Consider the following 13,465-nt stretch of genomic DNA (forward strand, 5'->3'; position numbering starts at 1 on the left):
GTTTTAGTACTCACCAGATAGTATTTTCTGATAAAAGCTCTCTGGAAGAAAGGCGTGTCTGTGCATATCAGCGCTGTAGAGCTTGGTCTGTATGTTTACATCTCTTGAGGGTTCTCTCACAGGATGCTTTTTTGAAGCTATGGAGAAAGTCCACCAATAGCCTGCATATCCGGGTATCACCGCCGTGTAAAGATCCACTATGGGGAACACCTTCCTGAGAGACTTTTGGACCCTTCTTACTATGTCCGCATGGTAGTGTATAGATTCTGTCTGTCCCACATATATACCGTCATCTTTTAGAGCTCTATAGACATACTTAAAGAACTCTTCCGTTGTAAGCACATGGGCAAAACCCACAGGGTCTGTAGAGTCCACTATTATCACATCAAACTCCTGCTCATAATCCTGCACATACTTATAACCATCTTCGTTAAGCACTATCACCCTTGGGTCTTCAAAGGCTACCGCCATGGTGGGGAAGAACTTTTTGGACACTTCTATAACCTGTTTGTCTATATCCACAAGAACCGCTCTTTTTACCTCTTTGTGTTTTAGCACTTCCCTTAGGGCTCCACCGTCTCCACCACCTATTATGAGCACATCTTCCGGATTTGGGTGGGCAAAGAGGGGAACATGAGAGATAAACTCGTGGTAGATAAACTCAAACCTCTCATCGCACTGGGCTACACCATCAAGAACCAGAACCTTTCCAAAGTGAGGAGATTCAATAACCATTATCTCTTGATACTCGCTTTTGCCTTCGTAGAGTATTTTGGAAACAGGATAGCAGTGTCTTATTGGTGCATAGGGGTCTCTCTCAATGAAGAACACGTCCATCATCTCTCTTCCACCTCTTGAGTTTTGGATAGATTATACAACAGTAAAATCTGTGAGATGGAAAGCTGTTCTATCCTTGTGAGGGGGTCTATCCCGGCAGTTTTTAGTAGTTCTTCTCTTAGCTTTTTCTTTAACGCTTTTCTTCTCATGGAGTAGAGCTTAACAAGAAAGCTCTTGTAATCTTTCAAGTCCTCTATGGCTGGAGCGTCTTCCTTTCTTATGAGTTTGATCACACCCGATTGGACTTTGGGAGGAGGAATAAAGAACCTTGCGGGCACGCTCATAACATACTCAACATGGTAAAAGGTTCTTAGGAAGGTAGAGAGCCAAGAGGGACCCTTTAGCAGTTTCTCTGCCACCTCCTTTTGGAGCATATAGAGGGCAAAAGGAACGCACTCTTTATGAAAAACCGTGTTTTCCACTATGAGGCTTCCCACGTTGTAGGGCAGGTTTCCCACAAGCTTTAGTTCCTCACCCAAAGAGCAAAAATCAAACTTGGTGGCATCTTCTTGAAGAATAACTACCCTACTGTCTTTTATCTTTTTCAACTCTTCTATCATTTGGGGGTCTATCTCTAATAGATAGAGCTTTTTGAGATGGGTCTTGAGAAGTTCCCTTGTGAGGTTTCCCGTTCCGGGACCTATCTCAACTACCACATTATCTGGTTTTATCTCCGCCTGCTTGACCAACGCTTCTATAACTCCAGAAGATACAAGGAGGTGCTGTCCGTAGCTTTTTTTAAGTCTCACAGGTCCCTTGACGGACAAAGGTCATAAAGCACACATTCTTTATGTTTGGGATTTTTTGCTGTGCATATATACCTTCCGTGAAGTATAAGTAGGTTAGAAAGCTTTCCCCACTCTTCTTTTGGTGTGATCCTCATAAGATCTTCCTCTATCTTTTCGGGTTTTTCTTGGTCTGTCAGTCCAAGCCTTTTGCTTACCCTTGCTACATGAGTATCTACCGCTATACCTTCGTTGATACCAAAGGCGTTGTAAAGTATCATGTTTGCGCTCTTTCTACCAATACCCGGAAGCTCTGTAAGTTCCTCAATGCTCTTGGGCACTTCTCCCGAGTACTTTTCAACAAGTATCTGGCATGCACCTTTTATGAACTTTGCCTTTTTTCTGTAGTAATTTATGGAACTTATGTCCCTTTCTAACTCCTCAATGGGCACTTTTAAAAAGTCTTCAGGTGTTGAGTACTTCTTGAAAAGGGTGGAGGTGATTTCATTGACTTTTGCATCTGTTGTTTGAGCGGAAAGGATCACCGCTATGAGAAGCTCAAAGGGGTTATTGAAGTGGAGCTCCAGTTTATTTGGATAAACTCTTTCTAATCTGCGTATAATTTCTATAACGAGCTTGCTTTTATCTTCTTGCATGGAATAATTATATAATGCTTTGTTATGAGAAAAAGGCTTTTAGTACTTATGGGGGTGTTCTTAATTTTTGTACCCGTATTTGCTGAAGAAAGTAATCCTTTTGTGTCCCCAGAAAGGGTAAATCCTCGTATAAATGTAGCTGTGCAGATAGCGAGGCTACTAAAGCAGAAAGAGTATAACAGGATAGCAGTTGTGTACATGCAGACCTCTGATCTGTGTGCTGTATTTGCCGCTTCATTGGTCGCATCTCTAAAGACTCTTGGACTTGAAGCTTATTATATAAAAGGAGGAGAAGGTCTTGAAGAAAGACTGAGAGAGCTAAAACCTATGCACATATACATGGCATACTTTGGAGAGAAACCAGCACAAGAGGTACAAACTCAGTTCAACGAAGACCTTTACCGAGTGCTTACCTATGACCAAAAATCAAGTATAATCCTTCAACCTTCCTTGTTGAGGTTGGGTTTCTTAAGCGGAATTTACACAGATGAGAAACTCACCCAGTTAGTAGATGGCAAAAGAATGCTTACCTTTTCTGTTGAGCAAGGCAAAGTTTATCCCATTTTTGTAGAGTTCAGGGATCTGGAAATAAAGGTTACTGAAGAATCTAACAAAAAGCGTAAGCAAAAAAAGTAAGGCTTTAACCACTTAACCTTACAGGAACACCTCTACTAAAAAGATATTCTTTTAACTGGGGAATACTTACTTCTTTAAAGTGGAACAGAGAGGCGGCAAGGGCCGCATCTGCCTTTCCTTCTGTAAAAACCTGGTAAAAGTGTTCCACACTACCTGCACCTCCCGAAGCTATAACAGGTATGTGGACACTTTCCGATACCATTTTGGTTAGCTCTATATCATAACCACTTTTCGTACCATCTTTATCCATGGAGGTGAGAAGTATTTCACCTGCTCCAAGCTCCGATACCTTTTTAGCCCACTCTATCACATCAAGTCCCGTAGGAGTTCTACCGCCGTTTATGTAAACTTCCCATCCCTTTTCTTTTCTTTTAGCGTCTATGGCTACCACTATACACTGAGAGCCAAACAGTTTGGCAGATTCTTTTATAAGATCAGGGTTTTTTACCGCAGATGTGTTTATGGAAACTTTGTCCGCCCCAGCCAGAAGCAATTTCCTTATATCTTCTAAATTCCTTATACCACCTCCCACAGTAAAGGGCATGAAGACGTTCTCCGCAACAGCTTTTACCACATCCAGCATAATGTTTCTGTCTTCGTAAGATGCGGTTATGTCAAGGAATACAAGTTCGTCCGCCCCTTGCTCCTCATAAGCTAAAGCAGTTTCAACAGGATCTCCTGCATCTACCAAGTTTTTGAACTTTATACCTTTTACTACTCTGCCCTTGTCTACATCGAGACACGGTATGATCCTTTTTGCAAGCATCATCTTCTCCTGTCAAGGTTTTTATATATATCTCCTATATATAGCTTGTAATATATGGGTCTGCCGTGAGGGCATACCTCTTTGTTTTCAAAGCTCAACCATGCGCGTACAAGCTCCAAAGCGGAATCCTTTGAAAGGTCATCTCCTGCTTTCAGTGCACCTTTGCACGAAGCGCTAAGATCACCACTTGCTTCGTAGAGCAGTCGTTCAGAAAGAAGATGCTGATCAAAGAAGTAAAGGTAATCTCCTATCTTTACAAGGATGAGCGTTTTATCTATGATGCCTATGATCTCAACGCTAGGCGTGTAAGATGCCTTCTCTTGAGCCAACATGAAGTTGAAGTAAGGAGGTGTTTTTTTGAAAAGCTCCCTTATCAGTTCTTTTACGAGATTCTCCTTGTATATTTTTACCTCTCTTTTTTTGGGATGTACGTTTACATCCACCATGTAAGGGGGTAGGTCTATGTAGCACACACAGACCTTTTTATATCCCACTGTCTTTCTTATGTATTCTAAAAGATTTCTGTTCTGCACAGGTCTTGAGTTAACAAAGAGGTATACTTCCCCTCTTGTATTTTCCAACGAAGTGTAAAGACTTACGGATACACCATTCTTTGAGTTTTTTCTCTCCTCAAACTTTTGTCCAAAGAGTAGCTGTATTCTCTCCTTTACATCCTGACAGGGATAAAGGTCAAAGACTTTTCTTCCGTTAGAGGTCAGAGTAAAGTGTACATCCCACTTGGACAAAGCATACTCCTTCATAAGTTTGATTATTCTATTTCTTTCTGTGTCCTCCTTTTTCAAGAACCTTAGCCGAACGGGAAGGTTGTAAAAAAGGTCGTAAACTTCTACACAGGTACCTATTTGCATACCTATTTCCTGTTTTTCCAAAACTTTACCATCTTCTACCCGCATTTTTATACCTAGCTGGTCCTGAAAAAACCGAGATTTAATAACTAATCTGCTTACCATTGCTATAGCATACAGGGCTTCTCCTCTAAAGCCAAAGGAAGTTATACTCAGAAGATCGCTTACATCCTTTATCTTACTTGTAGACCACCTTTGTATAACCTTTTCCATGTCATCTCTGTGTATACCTGTGCCATTGTCCCTAACACTTATGTACCTCTTTCCACCTTTAATGATTTCTACATCTACCCTTGAGCTTTTTGCATCGAGGGAGTTCTCCACCAGTTCCTTTACACAGTCTACTGGGCTTTCTATAACCTCCCCTGCTGATATCTTCTGTATGACTTCTAAGGGCAGACTTTGTACGAACATGTCCTATCTAACTAACTTCATTATCTTCTTATAGCTGTTATATACTTTAAGCACATAAGTACTGTTGCCGTCCGCCTTTGTACCTCTGTTGTAGCAATCTATAGCAAGTTGTAGATTGTTTTTATACATGTCCATACAATTTCTCAAAATCATAGCTCCAAAGTGTATGTTGTAACAGGGTTCTTGTATCCACTCTAAGGGTATCTTGTAGTGTAGTATCCAGTAGGAGTTTATCTGCATGATGCCATAATCGAAACTTCCATTCTGATTTTTGTTTATGGCTTTTGGGTTAAAAGCACTTTCTACCTTTGCTATGGAAGCGAGGAGATAGGGATCTACTGAATACCGTGTGCCTGCAAAAAAGAAACACTCGTAAAAGGCATGGGCTAAACTTACAAGCATAAGCAATACAAACAAAACCATTATAGTAATAATTATAAATCTTACACACCAAGATACATTACCGTTATAATTTAGAGTTATGACGAGAGTAGCTTGGAGCATAACACATCAGGAGTTTACCATCACAGACTATTACTACTTTTCTAAGCTGAGTAGAGAAGCCCAAAGGGTGGGTATTCTCATAGAAGAGGTTGATCGTTGGGAAAAGCTCAAGGAATATGACACTATTGTGTTTAACTATCCAGAGATACCCTTCACGGAAGGAGAAGCCCAAGATATAGAAAAACTTGTCTGGGAAGAAGGCAAGAAGGTTATCCTCTTAGGATACTACAAAAACGAAGACCACATAGCAGATACATGTAATACCCTTGCGAGGCGCTTTGGCATGGAGCTAAACTCTGACGAGGTTATTGACGAGGTAAACAATCACCAAGGGGATAAGTACTTTGTGGTCACATCCAAGCTAAGAAGGTATACAAAGAACGAAAAAAACGAGGTAGTGGTTCAAAAGATAGTCCTTCCTTGCACCGCTTCCATCAAACCTCTAATGCCTGACATAAAAGTGGTAGCCCGCGCAGAAGATACAGCAAAGTCCAGCCAAGAAAACTACACATTACTTATAGCAGAACAGATAGCACCTACAAGTGGTGGATACTTCTGTCTTGCAGGCACTTGCGTTTTCTGGGACAACTACTCCATAGACCTATACGATAACTTAGCCTTCTCTCTTAATCTTTTAAGACACAAAACACCACTAAAGACCCCGGGTGGTAAACCAGTGATCTTTGGTTTGTAGCATGTTGGGGAAGTATAAGATAGCCCTAAAGCCTTGGGAAATTCCTGATGTAGACCTTTTAGAATACGAAGAGTCAGAACAGTTTGTGAGTATGGCAGAGGAACCTATACCCTACCAAGGTATTATGCCTAAGGAAGACATCACCATAGCTTTCGTAGATGGTGTTAGAAGGACAGAATACGCTTTGTACCTTATGGACGAAAGCGGAGTAAGCTACGAGGGTGCTTTTGTTTCTCTTGGAGCTGGTGCTGTGATAGTAAAGTTGGGCAGGCTCAATCAGATAAAGGAATCTATGTATAACCCTGTGGTAAAGCGCTACATGGTAATTAGAGGTGTGCTAAAGGACATACCTCCTTTGGGTTTGGGTTTTGAGGTGCGCTTTGTAGAAGATGACCTCTCTAAGGAAATAAACAGGATAATGAAAGAAGAACTTGAGGCGAGCGTGGCAAAAAAGGTGGCTAAGGGTAAAGGACATAGCCTTTTGATATGCGATGGGACTCTCAGCGGTAAACTCAGAGGTACGCACTGCGTAGGATACATCAAAACTATAAAGAAGCTCTTTATGAGGAAGGAGGATGCATACTTACTTACCCATCTGAAGCGCGGGCAGAGAACACCTATAATAAAAGTGCACTATCAGCGTGGACAGGAAGAGAAAGAAAGAGCAGAGAAGTACACTTGGTATGTGAAACTTACAGATGGTGAAGGTATAGGTTCTCTCGCAAGACTCGAAGTCTTTGAAAGGGTAGGACTGGAAACAGCCAAACACATAGCAGACATAACAGCAGGAATACTCCCAATACTTGTAAGCAGTGTTTTCCAAGACAGAAGAGCTCCCCAAAACCTCCTTCCTATAAAAAGCCTTGAGAACTTTCTAAGAAAACACTTAGGTTCTTACTCCTTGGTAAGAAGGCAGATAGAAAAGCTCATATATGCTTGAAGTGATACTTTTAGTTATCTTGGCTTACTTCCTGAAAAAAGCCCGCGTTTTTAAAGAAGAGGACGCAAAAGTGCTTATCAATTACATCATATACATAACGCTTCCTGCGGTCAGCTTTAGGTCTGCGCACAGTCTTGGAATAAACAGAAGCGTGTTGGTAGTAGTAGCTCTTGCTTGGAGCGGAATAATACTTTGCATGCTTGTATCCTTCCTTGTAGGAAAGGCTATTGGACTAAAAGACAAAGACCTGAGAGTTTTTCTTTTGGTTTCCTCCTTTGGTAATACTGCCTTTTTAGGGTATCCTTACACACTGTCCTTTTTTGGACAGGAGGGCTTAAAGTATGCAGTTATATACGACAGCTTAGGCTCTTTTCTGTTGGTTTCCACACTGGGCTTTTTTGTGTCCATAGGAAGGGTTAACATAAAAGAGCTTCTGAGTTTTCCGCCTTTTTTGGGTTTGGTTCTTGGCTTTCTGCTAAAAGATTACAACCTTCATCCGGAAGTGATGAAAGTTTTAGATACCGTCGCTGACTCTTTATCACCCGTGGTTCTCTTTGCACTTGGTCTGTCCTTGAGCTATTCAGGTATAAAGAAGTATCTGCCCATTAGCTTTTTGGCACTTTTGATAAAGATGTTCTTGTCAGTATTGATAACTTATCAGATGGGGCATCTCTTAAAAGCTCAAGGTATGGTTTTTAAAGTGTCCCTTTTGGAATCTGGAATGCCAAGCATGATGATGGCTGGCATTCTATCCTTGAAGTACGGGCTAAATTACGAGCTTGCTTTCGCAAGTATAGGACTTGGAGTGCTTCTTAGCTTTATTACCGTTCCCATCTTTATGCGCTTTTTAGTTTCTCCCTAAACCAGTTTATAGTTTCTAAGAGCCCCTCTCTGAGAGGCTTTTTTGGCTCCCAAGAGAGGAGTCTTTTGGCTTTACCTATGTCTGGACACCGCCTTTTTGGATCATCTGGCAATGGTGGATAAAACACTATCTGGGAATTACTGTTTGTTAGCTCTATTATGAGCTTAGCTATGTCTATGATCCTGAACTCTTGGGGATTTCCAAGGTTTATAACCTCACCAGACAAACCGTCCTTCACAGATGCAATAAAGATACCCTCCACCAAATCGTCTATGTAGCAAAAACTTCTGGTTTGCTTACCATTCCCGTATACAGTGAGGGGCTCTCCTTTGAGCGCTTGCGTTATAAAGTTGGGTATGACTCTACCATCGTTTATTCTCATACGAGGACCGTAGGTATTGAATATTCTGAGTATTCTAACATCTATACCGTGTTCCCTGTGGTAAGCCATGCACATGGCTTCTGAAAACCTCTTGGCTTCATCATAAACGCTACGCGGTCCTATTGGGTTTACATTTCCCCAATAAGTTTCTGGTTGTGGGTGAACTGTGGGATCACCGTAAACCTCAGAAGTGGAAGCGAACACATACCTTGCCTTTTTTAACTTTGCAAAACCGAGAGTGTTTAGAGTTCCCAAAGAATCCACCTTCATGGTGTGGATAGGGTTGGACATGTAGTCTGCAGGTGAGGCAGGACAGGCAAAGTGGAGAACTATATCTACAGAACCTTCAAGGTATATGTAGTTTACCACATTGTAGTGTAAAAATTTAAACTTAGGGTGGCCAAAAAGATGCGCTATGTTGTCCGGTGAACCCGTAATAAAGTTGTCCATACCTATAACTTCAAAACCTTCTTGGATAAACCTATCGCACAGATGAGAGCCTATAAACCCAGCTGCTCCCGTTATAAGCACACGCACTCTATAATTCTCCTATAACTTTCACCACTACCTTTCTCTCTCTGGGACCGTCAAACTCCGCTAAGAATATAGACTCCCACCTTCCAAGAAGTAGCTGACCCTCTTCAATAGGTATAACCCTTGAGTTTCCTATCAGTGCGCTCCTTATGTGCGCTGCGGAATTACCCTCTGCGTGAGTGTAAGAGCTGTCTTCCCAAGGTATAAGCTTTTCTATAGTGTTAGCTATGTCTCTGATCACATCAGGGTCTGCACCTTCGTTGATGAAAACCGCTGCAGTAGTGTGAGGCACATACACTAAACAGATACCTGACTTTACACCTGATTTTTTTACCTCTTCTTTCACGCTTGCAGTGATGTTCACAAAGCTTGTCCTTTTGGTAGTTCTTACGGTAAAGGTCCCCATCACTTCTGAGTTATCTTAAAAACGCACTTTTCGTGTCCTTGTGCCTTGCACTTTATCTCTTTTACTTCGAACTTCTTATCAAGAAGGGTACTTAAAAAGCCTTCAAAAAAACCAGCCATAGGTTCGCAGACAGGGTTCTTACTCTTTCCTACCGCCTCAACAAGTATAGACCCTTCTACCCTTATCTCCATGGCATCCATATCGTACTCAAACACATCCAGTAGTCTTGAAGATTCCGCTATTACGGTAAGTATCTCAAGAGCTTCGTCAAGTCTGTCTGTGTAAACACTATACCTTTCTTTTAATATCTTTGCGCCCTTCTTCCCTCCATAACTTGCAGCCCTCTTTATAACCTTTTCTATACCCAACTTGGAAAGCTTGTGCAGATCCCTGTAGCCGTCTATGAGCGCTGCGCGATGTATAAGTACAGATTCTCTCTCTATGGCTTCTGCCAGCGCACGAAACTTATCCTTCAAATACTCCATCCCATACTCCTGAGCTTTTGTTTACCCTCTTCAGATATTTTATCCTTATTCCATGGAGGTTCAAAGACAAAGTTTACTACCACATCCTTTAGGTCAGGAAAGTTCTTAAGTATGTAATCCCTTATGTGCTGTGCAAAGTATGACCTTGCAGGACAGCCCTGTACTGTTAGGGTCATATCTATGTATGCAACACGGTCTTTTACCACAACTCCATAAACCAAGCCTAAGTTTACTATGTCAAGGGGTATCTCTGGGTCCCTTATCTCCTTTAGTTTTTCGTAAATTTCCTGCTCCATTGTCTAATAAATATAGCTCATTTCCCACTTCCATGCGGTATTTATGATGAAGCTTATGTCATAGTAAATGGGTCTCCAGCTTAGCCTTTTCTTAATTTTTGTACTGTCCGCAACCAGCTCAGGTGGGTCTCCTTCTCTTCTCCCTGCGTATCTAACAGGAAAGTCCACTCCTGTGATCTGTTTGACTTTGTCTATCACTTCAAGGACTGAGTATCCCTGTCCGTAGCCCACATTAAATATATCGCTTTCTCCACCTTCAAGTAAGTAATGCATAGCATCAATGTGCGCCCTTGCCAAATCCATAACATGTATGTAGTCCCTTATGCATGTTCCATCAGGTGTGGGGTAATCTGTACCATAAACCTCAAGATAAGGTAGCTCTCCCTTAGCGGTTCTTAGTGCTCTACCTATCAGATGCGTGGTATCCTTTCCCATATAACCTAACTTTCCTTCTGGGTCCGCTCCAGCAACATTGAAGTACCTTAGTATAACAAACTTGAGGGGATAACCAGAAGAAGCCAGATCCTTTATGGCTATCTCTGACATAAGCTTGCTCCAACCGTAAGGGTTTATGGGAAGTGTGGGGTCTTCTTCTTTGACAGGCACACTCTTGGGAATCCCGTAAACCGCCGCGGTTGAAGAGAAAACTAAATACCTAACACCAGTCTCTACCATGGCAGAAAGCAGGTTCAGGGTTCCACAGAAGTTTTCTCTGTAGTATCTAAGGGGGTCTTTGACACTTTCTGGAACAGATATCTTTGCTGCAAAGTGCATAACTACATGAGGCTTGAAATTCTTTATAACCTCTTTGAGTTTCCCCTCATCCAATAAATCCGCAACGACGAGATCACCGTAAAGGACTGCCTTTGGGTTTCCTGTAGAGAGGTTGTCATAAGTTAACAAAGTGTGTCCTAACTCACCCAAAAGCTTTACCACATGAGAGCCTATGTATCCCGCACCACCAGTTATGAGTATCTTCACTCTACCTTTTCACCAAACAGGGCTTCCAACTTCTCCTTCTTTTTTATGGGCTTTAGGTGTGGTTTGTCATCTTTGATCTTGATCTCCACCGTATCTACATCTTTTAGAGTGCCTCTTAAAAGCTCTTCCGCAAGCAGATCTTCCACATGGTGTTGCAAAGCGCGTTTGAGGCTTCTTGCTCCGTATTCTGGTTTGTACTCCCTCTCTATAAGCCAGTCTACAAAGCTCTTATGTAGCTTTACGCTTATACCCCAGTCTTGCAAGTTCTTGTTGATCTCATTTAGCTGTAGCTCTACTATTTTGGCAACATCTTCTTTCTCTAACGCTCTGTACACTATTATTTCGTCAAGCCTGTTGAGAAACTCTGGATTGAAGGTCCTCTTTACCTGATCCATAACATTTTTCTTCATCTGCTCAAAGTCTATCACACCAAACTTCTGTTCAAAGCCCATCTTTCCTCCATGGGTTATAAGTCTTGCACCGAGGTTGGAAGTCATTATGATTATGGTATTAGAAAAGTCCACTGTTCTTCCCATAGCATCGGTGAGCCTTCCGTCATCAAAGATCTGCAGGAATATGTTAAACACATCGTGGTGAGCCTTTTCTATCTCGTCAAAGAGAAGTACAGAATAAGGTCTTCTGCGCACTCTCTCGGTTAGCTGTCCTCCTTCTTCGTATCCCACATACCCAGGAGGTGCACCTATGAGTCTTGAAACAGTGTGCTTTTCCATGTATTCGGACATGTCAAACCTTATAAGTGCGTCTTCTGTACCAAACAGATACTCAGCTAAAGCTTTTGCGGTTTCTGTTTTACCTACACCCGTAGGACCTAAAAAGAGAAAGACCCCTATAGGTCTGTGTCTACCTTTTAGACCTACCCTTGACCTCCTTATAGCTCTTGCAATGGCTTTTATAGCATCATCCTGACCTATAACTCTTTTCTTTAGTTCTTCCTCTATGTGTAGTAGTTTTTCCATATCGCTTTCATGGACACGCTTTACTGGTATGCCAGTCCATCTGGAGACTACCTCCGCCACATCTTCCTCTGTTACCTGCGGTCTGTTTTTAGCCATCTCCTGTTTCCACTTAGTTTTAAGATTTTCAAGCTTTGCTCTGAGCCTTAGCTCTTCATCCCTGAGTCTTGCCGCCTTTTCGTAATCCTGCTCGTTAGCTGCATTCTCTTTCTCCAGCTCTATTTCCTTTATCTTCTCTTCAAGTGCCTTAAGGTCTGGTGGTAAGTTCATAGCTCTGAGCTTTACCAGAGAGCCTGCCTCATCTATGACATCTATAGCTTTGTCAGGTAGGTTTCTCTCTGTTATGTATCTTACAGAAAGCTGAACTGCCTTCTCTATGGCAGAGGGGGTGTATTCCACATTGTGAAACTCTTCAAACTTCTGCTTAAGACCGTAGAGTATGCGTATAGCATCTTCTTCGCTCGGCTGGTCTACCAAAACGGGTTGGAACCTTCTTTCTAAGGCACCATCTTTTTCTATATACTTTCTGTACTCGTCAAGGGTGGTTGCACCTATAACCTGTATTTCTCCCCTTGCCAGAGCAGGTTTTAGCATGTTGCTTGCATCTATGGAACCTTCTGCAGAACCTGCACCTACAAGAGTGTGTATCTCGTCTATAAAGAGTATAACATTGGGTGCTTTTTCAAGCTCTTTGAGTATGTTTTTGAGCCTTTCTTCAAATTGACCTCTGTACTTGGTTCCCGCCACTAATGCTGCAAGATCAAGAGCTACAACCCTTTTATTTTGAAGAGGTTCTGGCACCTCTTTATTAGCTATTCTCTGAGCCAAACCTTCCACTATGGCGGTTTTACCTACACCGGGATCCCCCAAAAGAACGGGATTGTTTTTTCTCCTTCTTACGAGTATCTGTATAACTCTCTCTATCTCCTTTTCTCTTCCTACCACTGGGTCAAGTTTGCCCTCCCTTGCCATCTGGGTAAGGTCCCTTGAGAACCTGTCAAGGTTAGGAGTGGGTGCGTACTTGACGCTCTCCTGAGGAGGTAGCTCTCCCAAAATTTGGAGCACCTCGCGCCTGACGGAGTATTCGTCAAGCCCAAATCCTCTGAGTATCCTGCCACCAAGACCGGTTTTTTCCCTTACCACACCTATAAGAAGGTGCTCAGGACCTACAAACTGATGATGGAGTATCCGGGCTTCTTCTACCGCAAATTCAAGCACCCTCTTTGCGTCAGGTGCAAAGAGTATCTCACCCGAATGACTACCCCTTGTGATCTGACCTATGATGGCTTTTCTAACCTTGTCCGCAGTAAGCCCAAACTTGGAAAGTATGATGGTAGGAAGGTCCTCATCTTTTATAAGGGCTAATAGAATGTGCTCGCTTCCAAGGTATGTATGTCCAAGCTCTAAAGCCTCTTCTCTTGCTTGTAGTATAACCTGCCTTGCCTTTTCTGTAAATTTCTCAAACATATCTTACACCTCGCTTAATTAATAAAGATATGTGAAGGAA

The 13,465-nt window shown here is 42.2% G+C and carries 16 protein-coding genes; 4 read left to right on the top strand and 12 right to left on the bottom strand.

Translation table 11 applies throughout. The features are described from left to right. Positions 1-3 precede the first annotated feature (3 nt). From speE to nth, 3 genes are read right to left on the bottom strand one after another with little or no spacing between them, the layout of a single operon-like run. Positions 4-840: a polyamine aminopropyltransferase gene (gene speE / locus CP948_RS00985; protein WP_096600166.1), complete on the bottom strand. Its 837-nt coding sequence runs from the start codon at positions 838-840 to the stop codon at positions 4-6. Continuing rightward, a complete protein-coding gene (gene rsmA, locus CP948_RS00990; protein WP_096600169.1) occupies positions 837-1,586 on the bottom strand; it encodes a 16S rRNA (adenine(1518)-N(6)/adenine(1519)-N(6))-dimethyltransferase RsmA in 750 nt (249 codons plus the stop codon). Before rsmA ends, speE begins: the two co-directional genes overlap by 4 nt. After that, complete coding sequence (gene nth / locus CP948_RS00995; RefSeq protein ID WP_096600171.1) at positions 1,583-2,218, bottom strand: endonuclease III; 636 nt, start codon at positions 2,216-2,218, stop codon at positions 1,583-1,585. Before nth ends, rsmA begins: the two co-directional genes overlap by 4 nt. 24 nt (positions 2,219-2,242) lie before the next feature. Between nth and CP948_RS01000 the strand changes: the two genes are divergently transcribed. Continuing rightward, positions 2,243-2,854, top strand: coding sequence for a hypothetical protein (locus CP948_RS01000; RefSeq protein ID WP_096600173.1), 612 nt, complete (start codon positions 2,243-2,245; stop codon positions 2,852-2,854). Between the two features lie 4 nt (positions 2,855-2,858). Here the strand turns inward: CP948_RS01000 and hisF are convergent, their stop codons facing one another. The 3 genes from hisF to CP948_RS01015 are packed head-to-tail and all read right to left on the bottom strand — an operon-like array spanning position 2,859 to position 5,323. Continuing rightward, positions 2,859-3,620 carry an imidazole glycerol phosphate synthase subunit HisF gene (gene hisF / locus CP948_RS01005; protein ID WP_096600175.1) on the bottom strand — a complete coding sequence of 254 codons (762 nt, stop codon included), beginning with the start codon at positions 3,618-3,620 and terminating at the stop codon, positions 2,859-2,861. Further along, entirely contained in the window at positions 3,620-4,900 is a 1,281-nt protein-coding gene (mutL, locus tag CP948_RS01010) for a DNA mismatch repair endonuclease MutL (protein WP_096600177.1), read from the bottom strand. The genes hisF and mutL overlap by 1 nt, the downstream gene beginning before the upstream one ends. Positions 4,901-4,903: 3 nt before the next feature. Continuing rightward, positions 4,904-5,323, bottom strand: coding sequence for a lytic transglycosylase domain-containing protein (locus tag CP948_RS01015; protein ID WP_245810040.1), 420 nt, complete (start codon positions 5,321-5,323; stop codon positions 4,904-4,906). A 58-nt stretch (positions 5,324-5,381) separates the two neighbouring features. Between CP948_RS01015 and CP948_RS01020 the strand changes: the two genes are divergently transcribed. From CP948_RS01020 to CP948_RS01030, 3 genes are read left to right on the top strand one after another with little or no spacing between them, the layout of a single operon-like run. Next, positions 5,382-6,098 (top strand): hypothetical protein, encoded by a 717-nt coding sequence (locus CP948_RS01020; protein WP_096600181.1) that lies wholly within the window; start codon positions 5,382-5,384, stop codon positions 6,096-6,098. A 1-nt stretch (position 6,099) separates the two neighbouring features. Beyond that, entirely contained in the window at positions 6,100-7,038 is a 939-nt protein-coding gene (locus tag CP948_RS01025) for a DNA double-strand break repair nuclease NurA (RefSeq protein WP_096600183.1), read from the top strand. Next, entirely contained in the window at positions 7,031-7,900 is an 870-nt protein-coding gene (locus CP948_RS01030; protein ID WP_096600185.1) for an AEC family transporter, read from the top strand. Before CP948_RS01025 ends, CP948_RS01030 begins: the two co-directional genes overlap by 8 nt. Here CP948_RS01030 and CP948_RS01035 read toward each other — a convergent pair. From CP948_RS01035 to CP948_RS01060, 6 genes are read right to left on the bottom strand one after another with little or no spacing between them, the layout of a single operon-like run. Further along, the gene (locus CP948_RS01035) at positions 7,875-8,819 is read right to left on the bottom strand and encodes a UDP-glucuronic acid decarboxylase family protein (protein WP_096600187.1); all 945 of its coding nucleotides are present in this window, start codon (positions 8,817-8,819) and stop codon (positions 7,875-7,877) included. The genes CP948_RS01030 and CP948_RS01035 overlap by 26 nt on opposite strands. Position 8,820: 1 nt before the next feature. Further along, entirely contained in the window at positions 8,821-9,222 is a 402-nt protein-coding gene (locus CP948_RS01040; RefSeq protein ID WP_096600189.1) for a secondary thiamine-phosphate synthase enzyme YjbQ, read from the bottom strand. Further along, positions 9,222-9,707, bottom strand: coding sequence for a V4R domain-containing protein (locus tag CP948_RS01045; protein WP_096600191.1), 486 nt, complete (start codon positions 9,705-9,707; stop codon positions 9,222-9,224). Before CP948_RS01045 ends, CP948_RS01040 begins: the two co-directional genes overlap by 1 nt. Continuing rightward, a complete protein-coding gene (locus CP948_RS01050; protein WP_096600193.1) occupies positions 9,695-10,003 on the bottom strand; it encodes a metal-sulfur cluster assembly factor in 309 nt (102 codons plus the stop codon). Before CP948_RS01050 ends, CP948_RS01045 begins: the two co-directional genes overlap by 13 nt. Positions 10,004-10,006: 3 nt before the next feature. Further along, a complete protein-coding gene (galE, locus tag CP948_RS01055; RefSeq protein WP_096600195.1) occupies positions 10,007-10,984 on the bottom strand; it encodes a UDP-glucose 4-epimerase GalE in 978 nt (325 codons plus the stop codon). After that, complete coding sequence (locus CP948_RS01060; RefSeq protein ID WP_096600197.1) at positions 10,981-13,425, bottom strand: ATP-dependent Clp protease ATP-binding subunit; 2,445 nt, start codon at positions 13,423-13,425, stop codon at positions 10,981-10,983. Before CP948_RS01060 ends, galE begins: the two co-directional genes overlap by 4 nt. Between the last annotated feature and the right edge of the window lie 40 nt (positions 13,426-13,465).

Source organism: Hydrogenobacter hydrogenophilus, from assembly GCF_900215655.1.
Lineage (GTDB): Bacteria > Aquificota > Aquificia > Aquificales > Aquificaceae > Hydrogenobacter > Hydrogenobacter hydrogenophilus.

Bases quoted from the DNA above. Each gene is read 5' to 3' on its own strand.
- speE (WP_096600166.1), bottom strand. From the start codon at position 840: ATGATGGACGTGTTCTTCATTGAGAGAGACCCCTATGCACCAATAAGA.
- nth (WP_096600171.1), bottom strand. From the start codon at position 2,218: ATGCAAGAAGATAAAAGCAAGCTCGTTATAGAAATTATACGCAGATTA.
- CP948_RS01000 (WP_096600173.1), top strand. From the start codon at position 2,243: ATGAGAAAAAGGCTTTTAGTACTTATGGGGGTGTTCTTAATTTTTGTA.
- hisF (WP_096600175.1), bottom strand. From the start codon at position 3,620: ATGCTTGCAAAAAGGATCATACCGTGTCTCGATGTAGACAAGGGCAGA.
- mutL (WP_096600177.1), bottom strand. From the start codon at position 4,900: ATGTTCGTACAAAGTCTGCCCTTAGAAGTCATACAGAAGATATCAGCA.
- CP948_RS01015 (WP_245810040.1), bottom strand. From the start codon at position 5,323: ATGGTTTTGTTTGTATTGCTTATGCTTGTAAGTTTAGCCCATGCCTTT.
- CP948_RS01020 (WP_096600181.1), top strand. From the start codon at position 5,382: ATGACGAGAGTAGCTTGGAGCATAACACATCAGGAGTTTACCATCACA.
- CP948_RS01025 (WP_096600183.1), top strand. From the start codon at position 6,100: ATGTTGGGGAAGTATAAGATAGCCCTAAAGCCTTGGGAAATTCCTGAT.
- CP948_RS01030 (WP_096600185.1), top strand. From the start codon at position 7,031: ATGCTTGAAGTGATACTTTTAGTTATCTTGGCTTACTTCCTGAAAAAA.
- CP948_RS01040 (WP_096600189.1), bottom strand. From the start codon at position 9,222: ATGGGGACCTTTACCGTAAGAACTACCAAAAGGACAAGCTTTGTGAAC.
- CP948_RS01045 (WP_096600191.1), bottom strand. From the start codon at position 9,707: ATGGAGTATTTGAAGGATAAGTTTCGTGCGCTGGCAGAAGCCATAGAG.
- CP948_RS01050 (WP_096600193.1), bottom strand. From the start codon at position 10,003: ATGGAGCAGGAAATTTACGAAAAACTAAAGGAGATAAGGGACCCAGAG.
- CP948_RS01060 (WP_096600197.1), bottom strand. From the start codon at position 13,425: ATGTTTGAGAAATTTACAGAAAAGGCAAGGCAGGTTATACTACAAGCA.